The organism is Nonomuraea jiangxiensis (genome assembly GCF_900099965.1).
Taxonomy (GTDB): Bacteria; Actinomycetota; Actinomycetes; order Streptosporangiales; family Streptosporangiaceae; genus Nonomuraea; species Nonomuraea jiangxiensis.
Map to the genome: position 1 here is coordinate 57,008 of NZ_FNDJ01000021.1, position 24,816 is coordinate 81,823.

20 protein-coding genes are annotated in these 24,816 nt (G+C 72.1%); 10 read left to right on the forward strand and 10 right to left on the reverse strand.

Annotated features, from left to right (window positions below; all coding sequences use genetic code 11):
• The first annotated feature begins 84 nt into the window (after positions 1-84).
• The 3 genes from BLS95_RS37120 to BLS95_RS37130 all read left to right on the forward strand — a co-directional run bounded on the left by BLS95_RS37120 (position 85) and on the right by BLS95_RS37130 (position 4,702).
• Positions 85-1,026, forward strand: a complete 942-nt coding sequence (locus BLS95_RS37120; RefSeq protein ID WP_090942728.1) for a 2-hydroxyacid dehydrogenase — start codon at positions 85-87, stop codon at positions 1,024-1,026.
• 47 nt (positions 1,027-1,073) lie between these two features.
• The gene (locus tag BLS95_RS37125) at positions 1,074-2,861 is read left to right on the forward strand and encodes an aldehyde ferredoxin oxidoreductase C-terminal domain-containing protein (RefSeq protein WP_176993583.1); all 1,788 of its coding nucleotides are present in this window, start codon (positions 1,074-1,076) and stop codon (positions 2,859-2,861) included.
• Between the two features lie 446 nt (positions 2,862-3,307).
• The gene (locus BLS95_RS37130; RefSeq protein WP_090942734.1) at positions 3,308-4,702 is read left to right on the forward strand and encodes a GH1 family beta-glucosidase; all 1,395 of its coding nucleotides are present in this window, start codon (positions 3,308-3,310) and stop codon (positions 4,700-4,702) included.
• Between the two features lie 83 nt (positions 4,703-4,785).
• On the opposite strand, the gene BLS95_RS37135 is transcribed toward BLS95_RS37130, so the two are convergent.
• The 4 genes from BLS95_RS37135 to BLS95_RS37150 form a co-directional block, all read right to left on the reverse strand.
• On the reverse strand, positions 4,786-5,844 hold the full coding sequence (locus BLS95_RS37135) for a uroporphyrinogen decarboxylase family protein (protein ID WP_218136167.1): 1,059 nt from the start codon (positions 5,842-5,844) through the stop codon (positions 4,786-4,788).
• Between the two features lie 39 nt (positions 5,845-5,883).
• The gene (locus BLS95_RS37140) at positions 5,884-6,534 is read right to left on the reverse strand and encodes a nitroreductase family protein (protein ID WP_090942737.1); all 651 of its coding nucleotides are present in this window, start codon (positions 6,532-6,534) and stop codon (positions 5,884-5,886) included.
• A 123-nt stretch (positions 6,535-6,657) separates the two neighbouring features.
• Positions 6,658-7,767: a glycoside hydrolase family 53 protein gene (locus tag BLS95_RS37145; RefSeq protein ID WP_090942742.1), complete on the reverse strand. Its 1,110-nt coding sequence runs from the start codon at positions 7,765-7,767 to the stop codon at positions 6,658-6,660.
• A gap of 9 nt (positions 7,768-7,776) precedes the next feature.
• A complete protein-coding gene (locus BLS95_RS37150; protein WP_090942745.1) occupies positions 7,777-9,777 on the reverse strand; it encodes a beta-galactosidase in 2,001 nt (666 codons plus the stop codon).
• Between the two features lie 200 nt (positions 9,778-9,977).
• Between BLS95_RS37150 and BLS95_RS37155 the strand changes: the two genes are divergently transcribed.
• From BLS95_RS37155 to BLS95_RS37170, 4 genes are read left to right on the forward strand one after another with little or no spacing between them, the layout of a single operon-like run.
• Positions 9,978-11,294 (forward strand): ABC transporter substrate-binding protein, encoded by a 1,317-nt coding sequence (locus BLS95_RS37155; protein ID WP_090942748.1) that lies wholly within the window; start codon positions 9,978-9,980, stop codon positions 11,292-11,294.
• Positions 11,291-12,175: a carbohydrate ABC transporter permease gene (locus BLS95_RS37160; RefSeq protein ID WP_090942751.1), complete on the forward strand. Its 885-nt coding sequence runs from the start codon at positions 11,291-11,293 to the stop codon at positions 12,173-12,175. The genes BLS95_RS37155 and BLS95_RS37160 overlap by 4 nt, the downstream gene beginning before the upstream one ends.
• Entirely contained in the window at positions 12,175-13,026 is an 852-nt protein-coding gene (locus BLS95_RS37165; RefSeq protein WP_090942754.1) for a carbohydrate ABC transporter permease, read from the forward strand. Before BLS95_RS37160 ends, BLS95_RS37165 begins: the two co-directional genes overlap by 1 nt.
• The gene (locus tag BLS95_RS37170) at positions 13,023-14,018 is read left to right on the forward strand and encodes a LacI family DNA-binding transcriptional regulator (protein ID WP_090942757.1); all 996 of its coding nucleotides are present in this window, start codon (positions 13,023-13,025) and stop codon (positions 14,016-14,018) included. Before BLS95_RS37165 ends, BLS95_RS37170 begins: the two co-directional genes overlap by 4 nt.
• A gap of 34 nt (positions 14,019-14,052) precedes the next feature.
• On the opposite strand, the gene BLS95_RS37175 is transcribed toward BLS95_RS37170, so the two are convergent.
• The 3 genes from BLS95_RS37175 to BLS95_RS37185 form a co-directional block, all read right to left on the reverse strand.
• Positions 14,053-14,442 carry a YchJ family protein gene (locus BLS95_RS37175; protein ID WP_090943078.1) on the reverse strand — a complete coding sequence of 130 codons (390 nt, stop codon included), beginning with the start codon at positions 14,440-14,442 and terminating at the stop codon, positions 14,053-14,055.
• Positions 14,443-14,583: 141 nt separating this feature from the next.
• Positions 14,584-15,459 (reverse strand): NAD-dependent protein deacetylase, encoded by an 876-nt coding sequence (locus BLS95_RS37180; RefSeq protein ID WP_090942759.1) that lies wholly within the window; start codon positions 15,457-15,459, stop codon positions 14,584-14,586.
• 10 nt (positions 15,460-15,469) lie between these two features.
• Positions 15,470-17,017 carry an ABC transporter ATP-binding protein gene (locus tag BLS95_RS37185; RefSeq protein WP_090942762.1) on the reverse strand — a complete coding sequence of 516 codons (1,548 nt, stop codon included), beginning with the start codon at positions 17,015-17,017 and terminating at the stop codon, positions 15,470-15,472.
• 410 nt (positions 17,018-17,427) lie between these two features.
• Here BLS95_RS37185 and BLS95_RS37190 point away from each other — a divergent pair, with 410 nt between their 5' ends.
• The 3 genes from BLS95_RS37190 (at position 17,428) to BLS95_RS37200 (ending at position 22,239) form a co-directional block, all read left to right on the forward strand.
• On the forward strand, positions 17,428-18,588 hold the full coding sequence (locus BLS95_RS37190; RefSeq protein WP_090942765.1) for a PP2C family protein-serine/threonine phosphatase: 1,161 nt from the start codon (positions 17,428-17,430) through the stop codon (positions 18,586-18,588).
• Positions 18,589-18,668: 80 nt separating this feature from the next.
• A complete protein-coding gene (locus BLS95_RS37195; RefSeq protein ID WP_218136168.1) occupies positions 18,669-19,832 on the forward strand; it encodes a pyridoxal phosphate-dependent aminotransferase in 1,164 nt (387 codons plus the stop codon).
• A gap of 106 nt (positions 19,833-19,938) precedes the next feature.
• The gene (locus tag BLS95_RS37200) at positions 19,939-22,239 is read left to right on the forward strand and encodes an ATP-binding cassette domain-containing protein (protein ID WP_090942770.1); all 2,301 of its coding nucleotides are present in this window, start codon (positions 19,939-19,941) and stop codon (positions 22,237-22,239) included.
• A 29-nt stretch (positions 22,240-22,268) separates the two neighbouring features.
• Here BLS95_RS37200 and BLS95_RS37205 read toward each other — a convergent pair whose 3' ends face one another.
• The 3 genes from BLS95_RS37205 to BLS95_RS37215 are packed head-to-tail and all read right to left on the reverse strand — an operon-like array spanning position 22,269 to position 24,810.
• The gene (locus tag BLS95_RS37205) at positions 22,269-23,162 is read right to left on the reverse strand and encodes a hypothetical protein (protein ID WP_090942773.1); all 894 of its coding nucleotides are present in this window, start codon (positions 23,160-23,162) and stop codon (positions 22,269-22,271) included.
• Positions 23,163-23,195: 33 nt separating this feature from the next.
• Entirely contained in the window at positions 23,196-24,098 is a 903-nt protein-coding gene (locus BLS95_RS37210; RefSeq protein ID WP_090942776.1) for a S66 peptidase family protein, read from the reverse strand.
• Positions 24,085-24,810 (reverse strand): SIR2 family NAD-dependent protein deacylase, encoded by a 726-nt coding sequence (locus BLS95_RS37215; protein WP_090942778.1) that lies wholly within the window; start codon positions 24,808-24,810, stop codon positions 24,085-24,087. The genes BLS95_RS37210 and BLS95_RS37215 overlap by 14 nt, the downstream gene beginning before the upstream one ends.
• Positions 24,811-24,816 lie beyond the last annotated feature (6 nt).

The window sequence follows — 24,816 nt, forward strand, 5'->3', positions numbered from 1 at the left end:
CCGAGACACGGGTACCGGGAATGCCACCCGGCCGGATCCTCCTAATCTGTGAGCCGTCAACGGCTGTGCGAGAGTGGTGGGGCGATGATCTATGTGACCCGGGTGCTGACGGATGCCGCGATGGCCGAGGTGGGGCGACTCGGCCCCGTCACGGTCGGTGACGAGGCGCCGCCGGACAGAAAGGTGCTGCTGGCGCGGGCCGCCGGCGCCACGGCCGTGATCTGCACGATCACCGAACGCATCGACGCCGAGTTCCTGGACGCGGCGGGCCCCGGCCTGAAGGTCGTGGCCAACGTCGCGGTGGGCTACGACAACATCGACGTGCCGGCCGCCACCGAGCGCGGCGTCCGGGTGACGAACACGCCGGGCGTGCTCGACGGGGCGACCGCCGACCTGACCATGGCGCTGATCCTGGCCGCCGCCCGCAGAGTGCTGGACGGCGACCGGCTGCTCCGGCAGCGCACGCCCTGGGTGTGGGGGCCGCGGATGATGCTCGGGCTCGACCTCGGCGCGGGCGCCACGCTGGGCATCGTCGGGTACGGCCGGATCGGCCGGGCCGTGGCCCGGCGGGCGCGGGCGTTCGACATGAAGATCCTGGCCACCCCCTCCTCCGCCCCGCCCGGCGACGAGCCGGTCGAGATCGTGGACCTGGACACGCTGCTGACGCGCAGCGACGTGGTGAGCCTGCACTGCCCGCTCACCCCGGCCACCCGCCACCTCATCGACGCCCGCGCCCTCGCCCTGATGAAACCCACGGCCGTGCTGGTCAACACCGCCCGCGGCGGCGTGGTGGACGAGCGGGCGCTGGTGGAGGCGCTGCGCGCGGGCCGGATCGCGGCGGCCGGGCTGGACGTGTTCGAGGGCGAGCCCCGGGTCGACCCGGCGCTGCTGGAGCTGGACAACGCCGTGCTGACCCCGCACATCGGCAGCGCGGGCACCGTCACCAGGGAACGCATGTGCGGGCTGGCCGTGGCCAACGTGGCCGACGTGCTGTCGGGCTCGGCTCCGCGTACGCCGGTCAACTGACGTTACTGTGCGGTGATCCTCTTGTTTCGTCTCATGGAGGCTTTACTGTGCCGATCATCGTCGACCTGACCAGCGGAAAGGTCGAGCGTGACGACCGGTCCGCCGAGGAAGGGCACTTCGGCGGGACCATTCTCGGGGTGCGGCTCATGGGCGAGCGCACTCCCACCGGGCTGGACCCGTACGATCCGCGGGCGCTGCTCTACGTGGCGGCCGGGGCGCTCGGCGGGACGGCGGCACCGGGTCTGGCCAAGGCGGTGTTCCTGGCCAAGTCGCCGCTGACGGGGGTGGCCGGGGAGTCGCACGCGCTGGGACCGTTCGCGGCCGGGCTCCGCAGCGCGGGCGTCACGTCCCTGGCGGTCGCGGGGCGGGCCGAGCGGCTGTCGTACCTGCTGGTCGAGGGGGGCGAGGTGACCTGCCACGACGCCGGGGAGCTGCGCGGGCTGGGCACCGCCGCCACGACGGACGCGCTGCGCGCCCGCCACGGCGGCGGCGCGCACGTCGCGGCCATCGGCCCGGCCGGGGAGAGCCTCGTCCGCTACGCGAGCGTGGTCACCGATTACGCCTACCCCGCCGCCCGGTACGGCCTCGGCGCGGTCTTCGGGGCCAAGAACCTCAAGGCGATCGTGTGCGCGGGCCACGACGGGGCCCCCGCCGAGGTCGCCGACCCGGAGGCGGTCGCCGGGCTGGCCGCCCACTACCGCGACGCGCTGGCCTCGAACCCGCTCACCGCCCTCCAGGCCGGCGTGCCCGGGTTCGCCGGATGGGTGGGCGACACCCTCGTCCCCGGCTACGCCTCCGTACGCAACTTCTCGCTGCCGGGCGCGCCGGGCCTGCGGGTGCCGCGGGCCGCCGACTACGACGGCCGCGCGGTGTCGACCACCGGCTGCTGCCCCGGCTGCCCGACTGACTGCTTCAAGGTGTACGCGCCCCCGGCGGCGAGGATCGAGCGGCGGGCCGGCGGGCTGGGGCAGGAGGCGTTCCTGTCGCTCGGCTGGAACCTCGGCATCGACGACCTCGACACCGTGCTCGCCGCGAACGCCCTCTGCCACGACCTCGGCCTCGACCCCGTCTCGCTCGGCGGCACGCTGGCCTTCGCCATGGAGTGCGCCGAGCACGGCCTGCTCCCCCACGGGCCCGCCTTCGGCGACGCGGCGGCGCTGCCCGGGCTCGTCCGCGACGTCGCGGCGCGCGCCGGGGAGCTGGGCGACCTGCTCGCCGAGGGCGCGGCCAGGGCCGCCGTCCGGCTCGGGCCCGCGGCGGCGCGTTACGCGATGACGGTCAAGGGCGTAGAGCTGCCGTGCTTCGACCCGCGCATCCAGCCGGGCATCGGGCTCGGGTACGCCCTCGCGCCGGGCGGTCCCCGCTACGACGCCCTGGAGCACGACCTGGACTTCGACCCCGTCGCCGGGTTGCTCTACAGCTTCCCCGAGGCCGCGCGGATCGGGGCCGAGCCCGCCCCGGCCGGCGCGCTGGACGAGGAGCGGGGCCGGCGCAGCGCCCTGCTGCTGCGGTTGTGGAGCGGCCTGGACGCGCTCAACCTGTGCGTGTTCGCCTCCTCCCCGACCCGCCCGCTCACCCTCGACCGCCTGACCACGCTGGTCACCGCCGTGCTCGGCACTGAGTTCACCGTGGAGGACCTGCTGGCGGCCGGTCAGCGGCGCCTGGACGGCCTGCGCGCGTACGCGGTCCGCGAGGGCGGCGGCGGCGCGGACGAGCTGCCCGCCCGGCTGCACGAGGAGCCGATCGCCGCGGGCCCGCACGAGGGCGCCGTCCTCGACCGGGCCGCGTTCGCCCGCGCCCGCGCCGCCTTCCACGCGGAGCTCGGCTGGCAGTAGTCCGCGCACCCGTCTGATGGTGTGGCCGCCCGACGCGGTGAGCGGGCCTATGGGCTCGCTGCCGCACGACCGGCGAGGGCGGCCTCCGGCGGGGACAACCTCGGCACCCCGCGCTCTACGAGTCGATGGACGCGGGGAGAGCAGCCGCAACCTGCGCGCACATGTTCGGGCTGTTCATCCCCGACTTCGCCAACCCGGTCTACGCCGAGATCATCAAGGGCGCGGAGGCGGAGGCGGCCGCGCAGGGCCGCGCCACCCAATGCGCCACCCAGTGAGCCTCCCGCCGCGCTGCCCACCGCACCACCCACTGCGCCACTCGGTGAGCCGCCCGCTGGGGCTTCGTGATGTGGTGGCGGCCGATGGGCAGGAGTTCCGGTCGGGTTCCACGATCTTGACATCGCGACAAAACGGACTTTAGGTTGTGCGAAACGTTTCAACGGAGTGACATGATCACCTTCCCCGGCACCTTCCTGTGGGGCACCGCCACCGCCGCGTACCAGATCGAGGGCGCCGCTACCGAGGACGGCCGCGGTCCGTCGATCTGGGACACCTTCAGCCACACCCCGGGCCGGGTGGCGGGCGGCGACACGGGTGACGTCGCCTGCGACCACTACCACCGGCTGGAGGAGGATCTCGACCTCCTCACCGCCCTCGGCGTCGGGGCCTACCGCTTCTCGATCTCCTGGCCCCGGGTGCAGCCCGGCGGGCGCGGCCCGGTCAACGAGCGGGGACTGGACTTCTACCACCGGCTCGTGGACGGCCTGCTGGCCAGGAACATCGCGCCCGTCGCCACCCTCTACCACTGGGACCTGCCGCAGGAGCTGGAGGACGCGGGCGGCTGGCCGCACCGCGACACCGCGCTGCGCTTCGCCGAGTACGCCCGCCTCATGGGCGAGGCGCTCGGCGACCGCGTCACCACCTGGAGCACCCTGAACGAGCCGTGGTGCTCGGCCTACCTCGGCTACGCCTCCGGCGTGCACGCCCCGGCCAGGACCGAGCCCGCCGCCGCGCTCGCCGCCGCGCACCACCTCAATCTCGGCCACGGCTTGGCCGTGGCGGCGCTGCGCTCGGTCGCCGACCCGGGCGCGGCCATGTCGGTCACGCTCAACCTGCACCACGTACGCGGCGTGTCCGAGCGGGACGCCGACGCGGTACGGCGCACCGACGCGCTGGCCAACCGGGCCTTCCTCGGCCCCATGCTGGAGGGCGCCTACCCGCGTGACCTCATCGACGACACCGCCGCCGTGACCGACTGGTCGTTCGTCCGCGACGGCGACGAGGCCACCGCGTGCGCGCCGCTGGACGTGCTGGGCGTCAACTACTACAACCCGGTGCTGGTCCGGCAGTGGGACGGGGTATCGGCCAGGGAGACCGCCGACGGGCACGCCGACGGCGCCGCCTCGCCGTGGATCGGCTGCGAGGACGTCGAGTTCGTGCGCCAGCCGGGCCCGTACACCGAGATGGGCTGGAACATCGACGAGACCGGCCTGACCGAGCTGCTGCTGCGGCTGCGCAGGGACTTCCCGGCCACCCCGCTCATGATCACCGAGAACGGCGCGGCGTTCGCCGACGTCCCGGACGCCGACGGCCGCGTCCACGACGAGCGGCGCGTCGACTATCTGCGCCGCCACCTCAGCGCCGTGGCCGCGGCGATGGCGGCGGGGGCCGACGTGCGCGGCTATTTCGTGTGGTCGCTGATGGACAACTTCGAGTGGGCGCACGGATATGCCAAGCGCTTCGGCATCGTCCGGGTGGACCGCGACACGATGCGGCGCACCTGGAAGGACAGCGCCCACTGGTACCGCGATGTGGTGACCTCCGGCAAGCTGCCGGCGGCCTGATCCGGAGCCCGCCCGCCACGGTCGTGGTGGCCTGGTCGGCGGCCGGGCCTCGGGGGCGGGGGCGGGTGCGGGGGGCGGCGATCTCAGCCGCCTGCTCCGAGCTCTGCTCGCAACAGCCGGGCGGCACCGGCCATGGCCCGCATCTTGCCCTCGGCCGACTCGCGCGGCAGATACTTCATCCCGCAGTCGGTGGCGATGACGATCCGCTCGGGCGGCACCCGGTCGAACGCCCTGCGCACCCGCCCGGCCACCACCTCGACCGGCTCCACGTCCGGGGTGGACAGGTCGATCACCCCAAGGATGACCGTCTTGTCCTTGAGGTCGGACAGCACGCCCAGGTCCAGTCCGGACTGCGCGGTCTCGATCGACACCTGTTGCACCGGGCACCCGGCCAGCTCCGGCAGGAACGAGTACGCCTCCGGCCGCTCGTGGATGATCGCGGCGTAGCCGAAGCAGATGTGCACCGCGGTGGTGCCGGTGACGCCGTCGAGCGCGGCGTTGAGCGCGGCCAGCCCGTACGCGCGTGCCGCCTCGGGCCTGGCCTGCATGTACGGCTCGTCGATCTGCACGATGTCGGCCCCGGCGGCGAACAGGTCGCGGATCTCGGCGTTGACCGCCGCCGCGTAGTCCATCGCGGCCGCCTCGGCGTCCAGGTAATGCTCGTTCTGCGCCTGCTGGCTCATCGTGAACGGCCCCGGCACCGTCATCTTGACCGCGTGGCCGGTGTGCTCGCGCAGGAACCGCAGGTCGCCGACCTCGATCGGGCGCGGGCGGCGGATCGGGCCGATGATGCGCGGGACCGGGTTCGGGTGGCCGCTGCGGTCGAGCGCCGTACCGGGATTGTCGAGGTCGAGGCCGTCCAGGGCGGTGGCGAAGTGATTGGAGTAGCTCTCGCGCCGGATCTCGCCGTCGGTGATGATGTCCAGCCCGGCGCGTTCCTGCGCTCTGATCGCCAGCTCGGTGGCGTCGTCCTGGGCCTGGGCGAGCAGTTCGGGCGGCACCCGCCACAGCTCCCTGGCCCGCACCCGCGGCGGGAACCGCCCGGCCAGCCGGGCGCGGTCGATCAGCCACTCGGGCTGGGCGTAGCTGCCGACCAGCGACGTCGGCAGCAGCGGCAGGGACATCACGGACTTCTCCTTCACGTCGGTCCTCTCACTGTGCGTTCACCGGTTGCGCCGCGCTCACCACCGGTCGAGGTGGAGCACCTCGTCGAGCGGTTGCCGGTGCGCGGGCTTGAAGGTCTCGCCGGTGTGGTAGGCGGTGGGGATGAGCACGCCCTGCCGTACCTCGCTCGGGATGCCGAGCAGCGTCGCGATCTCGCTCTCGTACGCCAGGTGCAGCGTGGTCCACGCGGTGCCGAGGCCCCTGGCCCGGGCGGCGAGCATGTAGCTCCAGGCGGCGGGCAGCAGCGAGCCCCACAGCCCGGCCTGGTTGCCCTCGGGCAGCCGGCCACCGGACACCGCGATGCAGCCGATCACCAGCACCGGCACCTCTCCCATGTGCTCGCCCAGGTAGACGGCGCTCTCGGAGACGCGCCGCTGCGTCGCCGCGCGTGCCGGCTCGTCCTGGAAGAGCGCTCCGGCCGAGCTCCCCGACTGCTGGTAGACCTGGAACGAGCGCCTGTAGTAGTCACCGATCGCCCGGCGCAGCTCGGGGTCGGTCACCACGATCCAGTGCCAGTCCTGCCGGTTGCCGCCGCTGGGCGCCTGGAGGGCGATCCGCAGGCACTCCCGCACGAGAGCCGGGTCCACGGGACGGGTGAGGTCGAGTCGCTTGCGGACGCTGCGGGTGGTGGTCAGCAACTCGTCGGGCGCCAGAGCTTTGATCGTCATGCGCCCATCATGTCAATCTCACCGCGCGATCCGCAGCGCCCACCCGGCCTCGGCGCCCGCCCGGCCCGGGTCTCCGGGCCGGGCGGAGGGGCTCACGGCCGAGGCCGCCCGCCCGGAGCCGGCTCAGCCGCGACCGAGTACGGACAGCGCGGGCAGCGCCCGGTCACCAAAGTCGAACAGCGCCTGGTTCTCCCAGCCGTTGCCGGAGGCCGGGTCGGCCGGGTCCCAGCCGTTGCCGCGCACACCCGTCCAGGTGGCCTCCCAGGTGAACAGCCCGAGGCCACGCCCGTTCGGCACGGCGCGCACGATGTCGGCCACCCTGGCCAGCAGTGCCGACTGCCCCTGCGGGGTGGCCGGGTATCCGGGGTACGGCTCCGCCGAGGTGATGATGTTCGGCCAGTTGTCGTCGTCGCCGGTGGTGAACGGATAGGCGGTCTCCACCACGACCACGGGCTTGCCGTACCGGGCGGCCACGTCGTTGAGGTTGGCCTGGAACGCCTCCAGGGTCCCGTGCCAGAACGGGTAGTACGACAGCCCGATCACGTCGTACCGGATGCCCTGGGCGGCGGCGTTGTCGAACCACCACCGGTAGAGGCCGTTGTCGCCGCCGTTCGCCAGGTGCAGCACGACCTTCGTGGCGCTCGACACCCGCTTGACCGCGTCGTACCCGGCGCCGAGCAGCGCGGCCGTGCCGGCCCAGGAGGAGTTGGAGCCGTCGGGCCAGAGCAGGCCGCCGTTGATCTCGTTGCCCACCTGCACCATGTCGGCCGTGGTGCCCTGGCGGCGCAGGGCGTCGAGCACGTCGTACGTGTGGTCGTACACGGCCTGCCTGAGCTGGTCGAACGGCATCGCCTCCCACGCGGCCGGCTTGAACTGCTTGCCCGGGTCGGCCCAGGTGTCGGAGTAGTGGAAGTCTACCAGCAGCCGCAGGCCGAGGGCCTTGGCCCGCCTGGCCACCGCGAGCACCTGGGTCTTGGTGTTGTAGCCGTCGGCCGGGTTCACCCAGACCTTGAGCCTGATGTAGTTGAGTCCGGCCTGGGACATGATGCGCAGCGCGTCGCCGGTCCGGCCGCGGCTGTCGCGGTAGAGGCCGCCCAGGGCCTCGGACTTGGCCAGGCTGGAGATGTCGGCGCCCCGGATCTGCAGGCGGCCGGGACCCGTCCCGGCCTGCGCCGGATGCGCGGCGACCAGGACGGCGGCGAGTAACAGGAGCGCGGTCAGGATCCGTTTCATGGGGGCTCCCTAGGGTTGGGGGGTGTCCGCGACGACCGTGACCGCACCGGACGCGACGGTGACCGGCCCGTCGTGGCGTACGCCGTCGAGCACGCTCACGCCGGTCACCCCCTCGACCGTGACGGGCTCGTCGCCGTGGTTGATCAGGAAGACGTGGCCGCCCCTGCGCACCAGTTCGAGGGTGTCGGGGAGGCCGCGCGGGCGGGACACGCCGGCGTGGTCGAGCACCTGCGCCAGCAGGTCCCGCAGGCCCGTCACGGGGGCCGTGGCCAGGTACCAGGCGGTGCCCGCGCCGAGGTCGTGGCGGGTGAGGGCGGGATGGCCGGCGTCGGGCCCCGAGGTGAACTCCCGTACGGCGAGCGCCCCCGCGGGCCTGACCCGCTCGGACCAGACGCGGGCCGTCCCCGCGTGGTCGCCGTCGCCGCCGGTCAGCGTGACGGTCTCGTGCTCGCGCAGCGGGTGGAACTCCTCGATCGACAGGCCCAGCAGCTCGCGCAGCGCCCCCGGGTGGGCGCCGGGGTGGATGGTGTCGTGCTCGTCCACGATGCCGGAGAAGTACGACACGAAGAGGTTGCCGCCTGATTCGACGTACCGGTGGAGGTTCTTGGCGGACGCCTCGGTCAGCAGGTACGAGCTGGGCGCCACCACCACCCGATAACCCGAAATATCAGCGGAAGGATGGACGAAGTCCACCGTGACGTGCTCCCGCCACAACGCCTCGTAGAAGGCGTCCATCCGCTCCCGGAAGGCCAGGTCCACCGACGGCCGCCAGTCCAGCTCCAGCGCCCAGTACGACTCCCAGTCCCACACGAGCGCGACCTCGGCCCTGACCCGGCTCCCCCGCACCCCCGCGAGCCTGCGCAGGTCGGCCCCGAGCCGGACCACCTCACGCCACTGCTCCGAGCCGGTCCCCGCGTGCGGCACCAGCCCCGAGTGGAACTTCTCCGCCCCGAACCGCGACGCCCTGAACTGGAAGAACAGCACGCTGTCGGAACCGCGGGCGACGTGCGCGAGGCTGTTGCGGCGCATCTCGCCCGGCCGCTTGGCGAGGTTGCGCGGCTGCCAGTTGACCGCGCCCGCCGAGTGCTCCATCAGCATCCACGGCGCGCCCCCGGCCACCGAGCGCGCGAGGTCGGCCGACATGGCCAGGTCGATGTGGTTGTCCGGCCGCTCGGCCCGCAGGTAGTGGTCGTTGGCGACCACGTCCACCTCGCGGCCCCACCGCCACAGGTCGGTGGACTTGCAGTTGACGGTGCCGGCGAAGTTCGTGGTCACGGGGACGCCGGGGGTGAGCTCGCGCAGGATGTCACGCTGGAGCGCGTAGTGCGCCCGGTGCTCGCCGTCGCTGAAGCGGGCGTAGTCCAGGCGCTGGGCCGGGTTGACGACCGTGTGGTTGGCGCGGGGGGCGTCGATCTCGGACCAGTCGGTGTAGGTCTGCCCCCAGAAGGCGGCGCCCCAGGCGTCGTTCAGCGCGGGGACCTCGCGGTAGGTGCGCCGGAGCCACTCCCGCCAGGCGGCCACGCTGTGCTCGCAGTAGCACTCGCCGAGCGGCGCCCCGTACTCGTTGTGCACGTGCCACATGGCCACGGCGGGATGGTCCCGGTAGTGCCCGGCCAGCGCCCGCACCAGCCGCGCGGTCGCCTCCCTGAAGGCGGGGGCGCTGGAGCAGGCGCTCTGCCTGCCGCCGAACCCGATCCTGGTGCCCTCCCTGGTCACCGGCAGCACGTCGGGATGGCGGGCGACGAACCAGGCGGGCGGGGCGGCCGTCGGCGTGGCCAGGGCGACCGCGACCCCCGCCGCGTGCAGCCGGTCGAGGATCTCGTCTAGCCAGCCGAACGTGAAGCGCCCCTCCGCCGGCTCCATCAGCGCCCACGAGAACACGCCCAGGCTGACCAGGTTCACCCCGGCCTCGCGCATCAGGGCCGCGTCCTCCTCCAGGACCTCGCGCGGCCACTGCTCTGGGTTGTAGTCCCCGCCAAAGGCGATACCGGCAGGACGCTCCGGATACATCCATCCCCCTCGAAGGCTTCTGTGAACGTGCACAGTAATGCTCATCACGCGACGAACGGAACGGCAAGCCCTAGATTTCCCGAAATATCGCAAGAAGCCAGGCGAGCGGCCGGGACGTTAACGAGACCGTAACAACCCCTTGACGGCCATTTCCGACCTGAATCACTCTGTGCACGTTCACAGAACCTTTGGAGGTACGCATGCGCGCCAACCGCCTGGGAGCCGCCCTGGCCGTCGTCCTCACGGTGACGCTCGCGAGCTGCGCGTCCGGCGAGCCCGCCGACGGCACCGGGGCGGCGCAGAGCCCCACGGCCGCCGGCTCGGGGCCGGTCAAGCTCACGTACTGGACCTGGGCCCCCAACATGGACAAGATCGTCGCGGTCTGGAACCAGGCCCATCCGGACATCCAGGTCACCGTCAGCAAGCAGGCGGGCGGGGACGACGCGGCGGCCAAGTTCCTCACCGCGGCCAAGGCGGGCAACCCTCCCGAGCTGGTGCAGGCCGAGTACCAGCACCTTCCCTCGTTCATCGCCGCCGACGCGGTGGCCGACCTCAAGGCCGAGACCGCCCCGGTCAAGGGCGAGTTCACCGAGGGCCTGTGGGGCCTGGTCACGCTCGGCACCAACGCCGTCTACGGCATCCCGCAGGACAGCGGGCCGATGATGCTCTTCTACCGCGAGGACCTGTTCGACAAGTACGGCATCGAGGTCCCCAAGACCTGGCAGGAGTACGCCGAGGCAGCCCGTACGGTCCGGAAGAAGGACCCGAAGGTCTTCCTCGGCACGTTCTCCAGCAAGGACCCGGGAGCGTTCACAGGGCTGGCCCAGCAGGCCGGGGCGCAGTGGTGGTCGATCAGCGGCGAGTCGTGGAAGGTGAACGTGGCCGACGAGCCCACCAGGAAGGTCGCCGACTACTGGGGCGCGCTGGTCAAGGAGGGCGTCATCGACGACATGCCGTACTTCACCCCGGAGTGGAACAAGGCCCTCAACGACGGCACACTGCTGACCTGGCCGTCGGCGGTGTGGGCGCCGGGCGTGCTGTCGAGCAACGCGCCCAAGGCCAAGGGCAAGTGGGCCGTCGCGCCGCTCCCCCAGTGGAACGCGGGCGAGAGCCACAGCGGCTTCTGGGGCGGCTCGTCCACGGCCGTGTCGGCGAAGACGCCGCACAAGGCCGCCGCCGTCCAGTTCGCCACCTGGCTCAACACCGACCCGCAGGCCATCGGGCTGCTGGTCAAGGAGGCCGCCATCTACCCGGCCGCGACCAAGGCGCAGTCGTCGCTCGGCCAGGCGCCCGACTACTTCGCCAACCAGGCCGACTTCTGGCAGCAGGCCGCCGCCGTGTCCGCCGGGGCGCGCGGCTTCACCTTCGGCCCGAACGTCGGCGTCACCTACAACGCCTTCAAGGACGGCTTCGACCAGGCCCTGCGGGACGGGACCCCCTTCTCCCAGGCCGTGCAGGGCATGCAGGACGCCACGGTCGCCGACATGCGCAAGTCCGGCTTCCAGCTCGCCTCATGAACCGCTCTCAGCGGGGAGCGTGGCCGTACCTGTTCCTGACGCCCGCGATCGTGCTGTTCACGCTCTTCCTCGCCGTGCCCATCGGCTACACCCTCTACCTGGCGACGCGCCGGACCCGGGTCTCCGGGCTGGGGCTCGGCAGGGGCGCGCGGCGGGAGGTGTTCGTCGGGTTCGACAACGTCGCCGCCGCCCTGGCCGACGGCGACTTGTGGGCCGGGTGGCTGCGGGTGCTCGGCTACGGCACGCTGGTGCTGGTCGTGATGCTGGGCCTCGCGCTGCTGTTCGCTCTGCTGCTGGACTCGACGCGGGTGCGGCTGGCCCGGTTCTCGCGGATCGCGATCTTCCTGCCGTACGCGGTGCCGGGGGTGGCGGCCACCCTGCTGTGGGGTTTCCTCTACCTGCCCTCGCTCAGCCCGATCCGGGACGTGCTGGACATCGACTTCCTGGGCGCGACCACCGTCACGTACTCCATGGCGAACGTGGCGGTGTGGGGCGGCACCGGCTTCAACATGCTGGTGCTCTACACCACGCTGCGCGCCATCCCGCGCGACCTGTACGAGGCCGCCCGCCTCGACGGCGCCTCCGAGCTGCAGATCGCGGTACGCGTCAAGATCCCGCTGCTGACCCCGGCGATCATTCTCACCACGGTGTTCTCGATCATCGCGACGATCCAGGTGTTCACCGAGCCCACCACCCTGCGCCCGCTGACGAACACGATCAGCTCCACCTGGAGCCCGCTCATGAAGGTCTACCGCGACGCGTTCACCACGGGCGACCTGTACTCGGCCGCCGCCACCTCGATCGTCATCGCGGCGATCTCGCTCGTCCTGTCGTTCGGGTTCCTGCGCATCGTCCGCGACCGCGCTTTCGGGGAGGGCTGATGGCCGCGCACACCGTACGCGTACGCCGGCCGTGGGGGGTGGTGCCGACCGGGCTGCTGCTGCTCGGCGCGCTCTACTGCCTGTTCCCGGTCTGCTGGGTGCTGATCGCGGCCACCAAGTCGCCCGGCGAGCTGTTCACCACCTCGACGCTCGCCTTCGGCACCGGCTTCTTCGACAACGTGGCCGAGCTGTTCGCCTACCGCGACGGCGTGTTCTGGTTGTGGGCGGGCAACACCCTGCTCTACGCGGGCGGCGGCGCGCTGCTGTCCACCGCGGTCTCGGCCGTCTCCGGGTACGCGCTGGCGAAATACCGCTTCCCCGGCCGGAACCTGATCTTCAACCTGCTGATCGGCGGCATCCTGGTGCCCTCCGTGGTGCTGGCGATCCCCCAGTACCTGCTGTTCTCCAAGATCGGCCTGGCCGACAGCCACTGGGCCGTACTGCTGCCGCAGATCCTGCACCCGTACGGCATCTATCTGGCCCGCGTCTACGCCACCGCGGCGATCCCCGACTCCATGCTGGAGGCGGGCCGGATCGACGGGGCGAGCGAGGGGCGGCTGATGACCCGGGTGGCGCTGCCGATGATGGTGCCGGGGATGGTGACGATCTTCCTGTTCCAGTTCGTGGCCATCTGGAACAACTTCCTGCTGCCGTTCATCATGCTCGGCGACGACGGCAAGTTCCCGCTCACGGTGGGGCTCTACACGCTGCTGGCCGCGGGGGCGAACCAGCCCGCGCTCTACAACCTCATCCTCACGGGCGCCTTCCTGTCGCTCATCCCCTTGATCGTGCTCTTCCTCACGATGCAGCGATACTGGAAGACCGACCTGTCCTCCGGAGCCGTGAAATGAAGCGCCCAACGATCCACGACGTCGCCGCCGCCGCGGGCGTGTCCCGCGGCACGGTGTCCCGGCTGCTCAACGGGGACAAATACGTGAGCCCGGCGGCGCGGGCGGCGATCGAGCGGGCGATCTCGGAGACCGGCTACGTGGTCAACCGGGCCGCCCGCAGCCTGGTCACGCAGCGCACGGGCACGGTTGCGATGGTGATGTCCGAGCCGCACGCCAAGTTCTTCGAGGACCCCAACTACAGCACGCTCACCCGGGTCGCCGTGCGCATGCTCGCCGAGCGTGACATGTCGCTGGTGATGATGCTGGCGGGCGACGAGGGCGACCGCGAGCGCGTGGTGCGCTACGTGCGCGGCGGCCACGCCGACGGCGTGCTGCTGGTCTCCACCCACGCGGGCGACCCGCTGGTCGACGCCCTGGCCGCGGGCCCGCCCGCGGTCTCCTGCGGCGCCGTCATCGGCCGCGAGACGATCATCCCGTACGCGGCCACCGACGAGCGCCTCGGCGCCCGGCAGATGGCCGAATACCTGGTCGGCCAGGGCCGCCGCCGGATCGCCATGATCACCGGGCCGATGGACACGCCGGGCGGAATCCAGCGGCTCGAAGGCTTCGCCGACGTGCTCGGCCGCAAGGCGTCCAGGAAGCTGATCGCGCACGGCGACTGGACGCAGGCCAGCGGCGAGCGGGGGATGGCGGAGCTGCTGGCGCGCGCACCGGACCTCGACGCCGTCTTCGTGGCCTCGGACCTGATGGCGGCCGGGGCGCTGGCAGCGTTGCGGGCGGCGGGCCGGCGGGTGCCGGACGACGTGGCGGTGGGCGGGTTCGACGACTCGTCGGTGGCCGTCTCGACGCATCCGCCGCTGACCACGATCCGCCAGCCGCTGGCGGAGGTCGCCCAGGAGACCATCCGCCTGCTGCTGGCCCTCATCGACGGCGCCGGGCACGTCGATCCGGTGGTGCTGCCGACGGAGCTGGTCATCCGCGAATCCGCATAAGGTCACCCAAGCCAGGCGCGCGACCCTTGAGCCCTCACGGGGCCGCGTGGTCGGGGCCCGCGTACACCCAGCGGCCGTCGAGCCGGACGAACCGGCTGTTCTCCTCCATCTCCCCCGGCCGCCCGCGCTCGAGGTAGTGGGCGCGGAAGCGTACGGTGCCGTCGGTGTGCACGACGCTGCCGCCGGTGCTCTCCAGCACCTCCAGCCGCACCCAGCGGACCTTCCTGTCCAGGTCGAGGCGGGCGGGGCGGGCGGCGGGATGCCAGGTGCGCAGCAGGTAGGCGGTATCGCCCGCCCAGAACGCGCTGAACCTGGACCGCATGAGCTGCTCGGCGGTGGCCGCCGCCCCCTCCCCGCGGTGCAACCTGCCGCAGCAGTCCTGATAGGAGGCGGGCAGACCACAGGGGCACGATCGAGCAGGCATGCCCTCCATTGTGCCGTTCCGCGCTACGCCGTATCACCGGGGTCGAGCCGCCGCAGCCAGGACTCCGCACAGCGCACGTCCACCGGCCGCCGTGCCGTGGTCGCCGCCGACGCGTCCTCATGTGACCCGGTCGGCTTGGAGTCACTGCTTCCGGGGGCGCAGGGCCAGCCGGGTGCTCAGGTCGGTCAGGGTCGTGCCCAGCGGGGCGTCAAGGGTGAGCACGGCCTCCTCGTCGCCGCCGGTGGGCCCCTGGTTGACGATGGCGATCGGCACGCCCAGCGCCGCGGCCCTGGTCACGAACCGCAGCCCCGACTTGACCTTCAGCGACGACCCGAGCACCAGCAGCGCCCGCGCCCGCGCCACCACCGCGAAACACTCCTCGACACGGTCGCGCGGCACGTTCTCGCCGAAGAACACCACGTCCGGCTTGAGCAGCCCGCCGCACCCGGTGCAGTCCACCACCCGGAACCCGGCGACCTGCCTGTCGGTGAGCACGGCGTCGCCGTCGGGGTTGACCCGGCCGCCGGAAAAGAGGCCGTCGGCGTCGAAGCCCGGATTGGCCTCCCGCAGCCGCCGCTCCAGCTCGGCGCGCGGGGTCCGCACCCGGCACGACAGGCACATGACCCGGTCCAGCCCGCCGTGCAGCTCGATCACCCCCCGCGCCCCGCCCGCCTGGTGCAGGCCGTCGACGTTCTGGGTGACGATCCCGGCGAGCAGCCCGCGCCGCTCCAGCTCGGCCACCGCCCGGTGCCCGGCGTTGGGCCGGGCCAGGCCGATCTGCCGCCAGCCGACGTGGCTGCGCGCCCAGTAGCGCCGCCGCGCCTCCGCGCTGCCGACGAACTGCTGGTAGGTCATCGGCTCGGCACGCCGGGCCCGCCCGGTCGGCCCGCGGTAGTCGGGGATCCCGGACTCCGTCGAGAGCCCCGCCCCGCTGAGCACCGCCACACCACCCTGCCCGACCAGCTCGGCCAGCGCCTCGGCCGGGGCCGTCGTCGTGCTTCCCGTCACAGCATCCATAGTGCCCGATCTACTTTCCTGCTCGTTCCTCCGCCTCGGCGATCAGCTCCGCGCTCCACAATCGCCGCATCTCCGGACAGGTCTCCAGCAGCTCGGCCAGCCGCCCGCGACCGGCGACGCGACCCCGGTCGAGCACGACGATCTGGTCGGCTCGTTCGAGCGCCGCCTGCCGGTGCGAGACGATCAGCAGCGTCTCCGGGCCGCCGGTGGCGATCCGGTCCCACAGCAGCCGCTCGGTCTCCACGTCCAGCGCGGACGACACGTCGTCCACCACCAGCAGGTCGGGCGCGGGGACCAGGGCGCGGGCGACGGTGGCCCGCTGCACCTGCCCGCCGGACAGCCGCACGCCGCGCGGGCCGACGACGGTGCCGAGCCCGTCGGGCATCCCGGCCAGGTCCGCCTCGAACGCGGCCAGCTCCAGCGCCCGCCCGAGCTCGTGATCGCTCGCGGGCCGGCCCAGGAGCAGGTTATCCCGCAGGGTCTCCGAGAACAGCCGGGGCACCTGGCCGGCGTAGGCCACCCGGCCGGGGACGAGGAACGTGCCGGGGTCGTCGATCGGGACGCCGTTCCAGGTGATCGTCCCCTCATCCAGCGGTAACAGGCCGAGCAGGGCGCGTACCAGGGTGGTCTTGCCCGCGCCGACCGCGCCGGTGATCACGGTGCACGAGCCGCGCTCGATACGCAGGTCCACGGCGTGCACGCCGCGCTCGCCGCCGTCGTGGCGCACGGTCAGCCCGCGCGCCTCCAGCACGCGCAGGGGGTCGGCGTGGCGCGGCGGCCCCGCTACGGGCGGCGGCTCGCCACGCAGGTGCACGCCGGTGCCCGCGGACAGGTCGGCGGCGTCCTCGTGCGCCGCCATCAGCCGGGTCAGCCGCTCGGTCGCGACCGCGGCCTGGGGCAGGCGGTAGAGGACGGCGCCGATCGTCCGCGGCAGGGCGGTGAGCCAGCCGATGTAGCTGGTGAACAGCGCGAGGTCCCCCACGGTGAAGTCGCCGCCGCGCATCGCGGGCGCGGCCAGCAGCAGCACGAGCCCGATGCCGAGCTCGACGGTGGCGCCCGTCACGGCGTCGAGCAGCTCGGTCGCGAGCCGGTCCTTGACGGCCGCCGCGCGCCGCCGCCGGTTGTGCTCGCGCAGCCGCTCCAGCGCCGCCGCCTCGGCCCCGGCGGTCTTGATCGCGAGTACGCCGCCGAAGATCTCGCCGACGTACGCGGTGACCGCCGCGCCGAGCGTCCTGGCCCGCCGGTGCAGCCGCCCGATGACCCTGCGCAGCCTCGTGCTCAGCACCCCGACCGCGATCATCGGCACCACCAGGGCCAGCGTGACGGCCGGATCGACGGTGGCCATGATGGCCAGCGCGGCGGCGGCGAACAGCGTCGTGCCCGCCAGGCTGACGCTCTCGTCGGTGAAGTCCACCGCGTCGGCCACGTCGTCCCGCAGCCGGGCCACCGACTCCCCCGGCGAGTGCGGCAGCCGCGCGGCGGCCGGCCCGCGGGCGGTCAGCACGGAGCGCAGCACGTTGGCCCGCAGCAGCGCCGCCACGTTCCACCAGTAGACCAACCGATTTCCCGCTCACCCGCCCTCCCCCGCCCCTTAACGGCCGGCGGCACCTTCGATGTCCATGGAGACCTTTCGCTTTCTTTGCGCGAATTTTAGGGACACGTCAGTTGGACGAGAGGAAGCAACGCCACCAAACCCCGCCAATAGGGGCAAAGGTTTTTTACTATACGCAGTCATCCCGGTATTCTTCCTGTACAGATGGCATGACAGGCCGCCGCACAGGAGCACGCCCGGCGCGGGCGAGTAAAATACGCGTTACCGTACGCGCGCCGATTCCACGGCGCCTGGAAACGCGGGGAAGGCCGCTTTCTCCGGGGGTGACGAATAATCGAGGGCACTGTTCTCCCGGCACGATGGAGGCCAGGGCAGCGGACAGACTGGCACAGGACGCAGGGGGGTGACGGAGAGTCGTGACGGAGGAGGATCACGGGCTCCAGCGGCCCTCTCTGCCGGCGCCGGTGTTCATCCTGGGCCTCATCGTCGTCAGCGTGGTCGTGGTGGCGCTCGACCTGCGCACGGGCTCGGCCATCCGGCTGTTCCCGCTGCTGATCTTCCTGCCCGCCGTCGTCTCGGGCCTGGGCTCGGTGCGGCAGACCGCCATCGCCTCGGCGTGGGTGGTCGTGGTCGTGGCCTGCACCGTGGCCTACGTGGGCAGACAGTGGGACGACAACATGCTGGCCACGGGGTTCACGGCGCTGTTCGGGGTGCTGAGCGTGTTCAGCTGCCGATATCGGGTGCGGCGCGAGGAGGAGGTGCACCGGTTGCGCTCGGCGGTGGCCGCCCTGCAACGGCAGATCGTCCGCCCGCTGCCGCTGCGCACCGCCAACGTGGTGGTCGACGGCATCTACCAGCCGGTCGAGGAGGACACCATGGTGGGCGGCGACATGTACGAGGTCGCGCCCTCCCCGTACGGGACCAGGGTGCTGATCACCGACGTGCAGGGCAAGGGGCTGCCCGCCATCGGGACCGCGCTGGCGGTGCTGGGGGCGTTCAGGGAGGCCGCCTACCGGGAGCCCACGCTGGCCGGCGTCGTGACCTCACTGGAGAACGCCGTGGTCCGCACCAACGCGTTCGCCACCCTGACCGGCGAGCCCGAGCGCCTGGTCACCGCGCTCGTCCTGGACCTCGACCAGGAGCTGGAGGTCGAGGCGATCAACTGCGGGCACATCGCCCCGTTCGTCATCCACGACGGCGGCGCCTGGGAGATCAACCTCGGCGAGCCCGCCGTGCCCCTGGGGCTGGCCTCCCTGTCCCCCTCGCCGCGCAGGGGCATCCGCTTCCCCTTCCCGCAGGGCGCGACGATGCTGCTGTGCACCGACGGGGTCACCGAGGCGCGCAACCCGGCGGGCCTGTTCTACCCGCTGGAGACCCGCCTGCGCGCCTGGGCCGCGTCCCCGCCGCCCAGGCTGGCCGAGACGCTGGGCGAGGACCTGCGCGAGTTCACCGGGACCCCGCGCGACGACGTCGCCGTGCTGACGCTGCGCAGGGCCGAGCCAATGCGCAGGGTGGGCTGGTCGGCCGACTCCCGCCAGTTCGTGGACGGCGAACCCCCGGACGGCCACGAACCATGAACCAACCGGCCGTTCTGTCATGAACCGGTCGCCGCATCAGCGCGTACCTCCACACATCGGACATGGTCCCTGGAGGTGTCGTGGAGCTCAGCCTCTTGCGCGCACAGGCGCACAGCCCGTCGTTCTTCTCACTGATGCGCGGCTCGTCGGGAGAGCGCGCCCCGGTGGACTTCTGCGTTCCCTGTAACCCGTACTTCCCGACCCCGGAGATCTTCGACCACCTGGGCAGGAACCTGGAGACGATACTCAAGTTCTATCCGAGCGACGCGGGCGCGATCACCGAGGAGCTCTGCTCCACCCTCGGGCTGCATCCCAGGACGGTCGCCATGGGCAACGGCTCCACCGAGCTGATCACCTGGATCGACCACCTGCTGGTGCGAGAGAGCCTGGCGGTGCCGATCCCCACGTTCGGCCGCTGGACCGACCAGCCGCTGGAGACGGGCAAGCGGGTGGACATGTATCCGCTGCTGGAGAGCCGCAACTTCGCGCTCGACGTCAGCGACTTCGTGTCGTTCGTCCGCGTACGCGGCTCCCGGGTGGCGGTGATCTGCAACCCCAACAACCCCGACGGCGGCTACCTGCCCAAGCACGAGGTCGTACGGCTGCTCGACGAGCTCATCGACCTGGACCTGGTGATCGTGGACGAGTCCTTCGGCGACTTCGTGGACGCCGAGCCGTACCCGGGGGTGGCGGCCGAGGCCGCGGTGCGCCCGAACGTGATCGTGCTGCGCAGCCTGGGCAAGAACTTCGGCCTGCACGGCATCAGGTTCGGCTACATGGTGGCCAACCCCGCGCTGGCGGGGCGCGTGCGCGACGCGCTGCCCAAGTGGAACCTCAACTCCTTCGCCGAGGTCGTGGTGTTCATGATGCGCCAGTTCTGGTCCGGCTACCAGGAGAGCCTCAGGCGGCTGGGCCAGGACAGGCGGGCCATGTTCCAGCAGCTCAGCACCATGCCGGGGCTGTCGGTGTTCGCCTCGCAGGGCAACTTCCTGCTGGTGAAGCTGCCGCCGGGGCACGACGGGGTTCCGCTGCGCGACCACCTGCTCACCGAACACGGCGTGTACGTCCGCGAGTGCGGCAACAAGCTCGGCACCACCAGCCAGTTCCTGCGCCTCGTGGTACGCCCCCAGGAGGACGTACGGCGGCTGCTGATCGGCATGACCCAGTTCCTGTACTCGGGCAGCCTGCACGAGATCCCGGTCATCGGGCTGCACCACAGGCACGCCAACCCGCTGTCGGCCTGACGAATCCCCACACCTCGACGAGCGACCGGGCCGGGCGCGCGGCAATGTAAGCTGTCCCGGCTATCCCCTTACACCATAAATTGTCGCTCGACGATGGAAGGATTCCGTGGGCCCCAGCCATCAGGCAAGCACCGACCGGCATCGCGATCACACCGCCGCGGACAGCCACGACCTCATCCAGGTCCGTGGCGCGCGGGAGAACAACCTCAAGGGTGTCTCCCTCGACCTCCCCAAGCGGCGCCTCACCGTCTTCACCGGAGTGTCCGGCTCCGGCAAGTCATCGCTCGTCTTCGACACCATCGCCGCCGAGTCGCGGCGGCTCATCGACGAGACGTACACGGCGTTCATCCAGGCGTTCATGCCCAGCCTGGCCCGCCCCGACGTCGACGCCCTGCACAACCTGAGCGCGGCGATCATCGTCGACCAGGAGCGCATGGGCGCCAACGCGCGCTCCACCGTGGGCACCGCCACCGACGCGCACACCATGCTGCGGATCGTGTTCAGCCGCATCGGCGAGCCCCACGTCGGCCCGGCCTCCGCCTTCAGCTTCAACATGGCCGAGGGCATGTGCCCCGAGTGCGAGGGGCTGGGCAGGGCCTCCGACATCGACGTGGACGAGCTGGTCGACCGCGACCTGTCGCTGAACGAGGGCGCAATCAAGGTCCCCGGCTACGCGGTGGACTCCTGGCCCTGGCAGATCGTGGCCGGCTCCGGCCTGTTCGACCCGGACGTCAAGCTCGCGGACTTCACCCCCGCCCAGTGGGACGACCTGCTCCACAAGCCCGCCACCAAGCTCAAGTACGGCTCGAACAACTTCACCTACGAAGGGCTTCTCCTCCGGGTCAAGCGGACCTACCTGGCCAAGGACCGCGACTCGATGCAGCCGGCGGCCCGGGCGTTCGCGGACCGGGCGGTCAGGCTCGCCGCGTGCCCCTCCTGCGGCGGCACCCGGCTCAACGAGGCGGCGCGGTCCTGCCTGATCGCCGGGCGGAGCATCACCGACTGCTCGGCGATGCAGATCAACGACCTGGCCGCCTTCGTGCGCGGCCTCGGCCACGCGTCCGTCGGCCCGGTGCTGGAGGGGCTGCGCTCGACGCTGGACTCGCTGGTCGAGATCGGCCTCGGCTATCTCAGCCTCGACCGCGAGTCCTCCACGCTGTCGGGCGGCGAGGCGCAGCGCGTCAAGATGGTACGCCACCTCAACTCCAGCCTGACCGACGTGACGTACGTCTTCGACGAGCCCACGGCCGGCCTGCACCCGCACGACATCCAGCGCATGAACAACCTGCTCCTCCAGCTCCGCGACAAGGGCAACACGGTGCTGGTCGTCGAGCACAAGCCGGAGACGATCAGGATCGCCGACCACATCGTGGACCTCGGCCCCGGCGCGGGCACGGCCGGCGGCCGGATCTGCTACACCGGTGACCTGGCCGGGCTGTCCGACTCCGGGACCCTGACCGGCCGCTACCTCGGCCACCGGGCGCGGCTGCGCGAGCGGTTCCGCGAGCCGGCCGGGCAGCTGTCGATCAAGGGCGCCACGCTGCACAACCTCAAGGACGTCAGCGTGGACCTGCCGCTCGGCGTGCTCACCGTGGTCACCGGGGTGGCCGGGTCGGGCAAGAGCTCGCTCATCCACGGCTATCTGGCCGGCCGGGACGGCGTCGTGGTGGCCGACCAGTCGCCGATCCGGGGGTCGCGCCGGAGCAACCCGGCGACGTACACGGGGGTGCTCGACCCGATCCGCACCGCGTTCGCCCGGGCCAACGGGGTCAAGCCCGGCCTGTTCAGCGCCAACTCCGAGGGGGCCTGCCCGGCCTGCAAGGGCATCGGCCTGATCTACACCGACCTGGCGATGATGGCCGAGGTGGCGTCGGTGTGCGAGAAGTGCGAGGGCAAGCGGTTCACGCCGGAGGTCCTGACGTACCGGCTGCGTGGCAAGAACATCAGCGAGGTGCTGGCCATGCCGGTGGCCGAGGCCCGCGAGTTCTTCACCTCCGGGCAGGCCAGGACGATCCTGGACCGGCTGGTCGCGGTCGGCCTCGGCTATCTGGGGCTGGGCCAGCCGCTCACGACGCTGTCCGGCGGCGAGCGGCAGCGGCTCAAGCTGGCCATCCACATGGCCAAGAACGGCACCACGTACATCCTGGACGAGCCGACCACCGGCCTGCACCTGGCGGACGTGGACCAGCTTCTGGAGCTGCTGGACCGCCTGGTCGACGACGGCAACACGGTCATCGTGATCGAGCACCACCAGGCCGTCATGGCGCACGCGGACTGGATCGTGGACCTGGGTCCGGGAGCAGGTCACGACGGGGGCGAGGTGGTGTTCACCGGCACCCCGGCCGAGCTGGTCGCCACCGGCACCTCGCTGACCGCGATCCACCTGCGCGAATACGTCGGGCGGTAGGCCAGGCGAGCGGCCCGCCTGCCTCGCGCTCAGACGGCCAGGCGGGCCAGCACCTTGGCGAACTCCGGCGGCGGGGCCACCACGAGCCTGGTCTGGCCGCTCTGGGTGACGATGTCGGACTTGATGAGCCGCAGCCGCTCCTCGTGCCACCAGTACACCTGGGAGCTGAGCCCGCCCGTACGCGCCGCGTGCACGCGCAGCCGTTCGATGGCGCGTACCACGCCGATCCCGTCCACCGGGTGCAGCAGCAGCGTGTACGGGTCGGGCAGCGCGACCAGGGCCCCGTCGGCGGGCACGGCCAGATAGTCGTCCAGCCACCGCAGGTGGGTGGCGGCCGAGGGGGACGCGCCGGTCAGGCGGGTCACCGGCGTGCCCGACAACTCGATGCGTTCGACCCCCAGCCGCTCCTCCCGCCGTACGTTGTCCACGGCCAGGTCCAGGGCCTGCACCGTGGCCACCGGCCAGCACCCGGCCTCCTCGGGCCGCACCGCGCGGGAGCCGACGGTGAGCAGCTCCACCAGATCGGCGTTGAGGTGGCGGCCGACCACCCGGGTCAGGTCGGGGACCTCGTCCACGGACTCCACGCGGGTGCGCATGAGCGGCCGGGCCTGGTCGAGGTCGCACGCGTCCACCGGGTCGCCCGAGCCGGCGACGGCGTGCGCGAGGTGCTCGGAGACCAGCATCGGCCAGTCCTCCCTGGCCCTGCGCCCGGCCTCACGCCGCAGCCCCGTGAGCCGGACGGCGAGCTCGGCGGCGCCCTCCGGGGACGTGCCCGGCGCGGCCTTCAGCGACATCGAGGAGCCGTCACGGGCGAACGCGAAGGTGTAGCCGAGGGATTCGGCGACGAGGGCGAGTAGCGAGTCCAGATCGACGTGCTCGACAGGCCGACGCGCGGACTCGCGCTTACGCCGGAACCAGCTCACGCGTTGTGTCCCTCTCTGTCGGATTCGTCCCTCCTACCTTGCCTGCTCCTCGTCGCGGAACGGACCGGACAGCGAGCACGATTCGGTATCGATAACACCAAGTGCCCCCAGCCACACACTCATCTGTGGTGACCCGTGCCCCACCGGAAGTCCCGCCAATACCGGCACTCCGAGCGGCAGGAGCCGGTCCCGGAGCACCGGATAAGGGTCTCCGCAGCCCACCCACGAGCCGAGCGCGATCCCGCGTACCCCGTCGAACACCCCCGCCTGCAGCAACTGTGTGATCATCCGGTCGATCCGGTACGGCTCCTCGCCCACGTCCTCCAGGAAGGCGAGCTTCCCGTCGAAGGACGGCTGCCACCGCGTGCCGCACATCGAGGCGAGCAGGGACAGGTTACCCCCGGCCAGCACGCCCTCGGCCCGCCCTGGCGCCAGCACGCGATCCCCCGGCACCGGCATGACCTCGCCGAACAGGGCCGCCTGCAGGCTCTCCCAGGTCAGCGGCTCCGGGCCGGACTCGCCGGCCAGGACGTCGGAGGCCGGCATCGGCCCGTGCAGGGTGGGCACGCCCAGCTCGACGGCGAAGGCGTTGTGCAGGGCCGTGATGTCGCTCGACCCGAGCAGGACCTTGCCGCCCGCCCCGGCCGCGGCCCGCATGGCGTCCCAGTCGAGCAGTTCGAGGAGCCGGCCGGCGCCGTAGCCGCCCCGGCAGCAGAACACCCCCGCGACCGACGGGTCGCACCAGGCGGCCTGCAGGTCGGCGGCGCGGTCGGCGTCGCCGCCCGCCAGGTAGTCGAGCTCCTGGCGGTCGAGCGCGTGCGCGCCCACCACCGCCTTCAGCCCGAGGGACTCCAGCCGCTCGACGCCGCGCCTGAGCAGGACGGCGTTGGGCGGGCCCGACGGCGAGACGATCGCGACGGTGTCACCGCGCTGCATCGATCAGCTCCTTGACGAGACCGGGTAGTGCCGCGCCGATCGGCTCGTTGATCACCCGATCGGCGAAGGGGTCGTAGGGCGTGGGCTCGGCGTTCATGATCACCAGCTTGGCGCCCGCGTCGAGGGCCTCGCCGCACAGGCCCGCGGCGGGGTGCACGGTCAGCGAGGTGCCCACGGCCAGGAACAGCTCGCACGAGCGGGCGGCGGTCAGCGCCGCGTCCAGCACGTCGGGCTTGAGCGCCTGGCCGAACGAGATCGTGTTGGACTTCTGGATGCCGCCGCAGCGCGGGCACGGCGGGTCCTCCTCGCCGGCGGTCACCCTGGCGAGCACCTCGGGCATGGGTGTGATCAGGTCGCAGGAGACGCACTCCGCCCGGTGCAGCGTGCCGTGCAGCTCGATGACCAGCTCCGGCGCGGAGCCGGCGCGCTGGTGCAGCTCGTCGATGTTCTGGGTGATGAGCGCCCGTAGCAACCCGGCGCGCTCCAGGTCGACCAGGGCGAGATGGGCGGCGTTCGGGCGGGCCTGCCAGGCCGGATGGTCGAGCCGGGCCCGCCAGGAGTCACGCCTGATCCCGGGATCGGCCAGGTAGCGGTCGATCGAGGCGTTGGCGGCCGCGGACGGGTTCTTGGTCCACACGCCTTGCGGGCCCCGGAAGTCCGGGATGCCGGAATCGGTGGAGATGCCCGCTCCAGTGAGCACCGACACTGACATTGGCTC

Coding starts and splice junctions, on each gene's coding strand:
- BLS95_RS37145 (WP_090942742.1), bottom strand. CDS start 7,767: ATGAAACGGATCCTGACCGCGCTCCTGTTACTCGCCGCCGTCCTGGTC.
- BLS95_RS37170 (WP_090942757.1), top strand. CDS start 13,023: ATGAAGCGCCCAACGATCCACGACGTCGCCGCCGCCGCGGGCGTGTCC.
- BLS95_RS37165 (WP_090942754.1), top strand. CDS start 12,175: ATGGCCGCGCACACCGTACGCGTACGCCGGCCGTGGGGGGTGGTGCCG.
- BLS95_RS37155 (WP_090942748.1), top strand. CDS start 9,978: ATGCGCGCCAACCGCCTGGGAGCCGCCCTGGCCGTCGTCCTCACGGTG.
- BLS95_RS37140 (WP_090942737.1), bottom strand. CDS start 6,534: ATGACGATCAAAGCTCTGGCGCCCGACGAGTTGCTGACCACCACCCGC.
- BLS95_RS37160 (WP_090942751.1), top strand. CDS start 11,291: ATGAACCGCTCTCAGCGGGGAGCGTGGCCGTACCTGTTCCTGACGCCC.
- BLS95_RS37215 (WP_090942778.1), bottom strand. CDS start 24,810: ATGTCAGTGTCGGTGCTCACTGGAGCGGGCATCTCCACCGATTCCGGC.
- BLS95_RS37180 (WP_090942759.1), bottom strand. CDS start 15,459: ATGGATGCTGTGACGGGAAGCACGACGACGGCCCCGGCCGAGGCGCTG.
- BLS95_RS37130 (WP_090942734.1), top strand. CDS start 3,308: ATGATCACCTTCCCCGGCACCTTCCTGTGGGGCACCGCCACCGCCGCG.
- BLS95_RS37120 (WP_090942728.1), top strand. CDS start 85: ATGATCTATGTGACCCGGGTGCTGACGGATGCCGCGATGGCCGAGGTG.
- BLS95_RS37210 (WP_090942776.1), bottom strand. CDS start 24,098: ATGCAGCGCGGTGACACCGTCGCGATCGTCTCGCCGTCGGGCCCGCCC.
- BLS95_RS37150 (WP_090942745.1), bottom strand. CDS start 9,777: ATGTATCCGGAGCGTCCTGCCGGTATCGCCTTTGGCGGGGACTACAAC.
- BLS95_RS37175 (WP_090943078.1), bottom strand. CDS start 14,442: ATGCCTGCTCGATCGTGCCCCTGTGGTCTGCCCGCCTCCTATCAGGAC.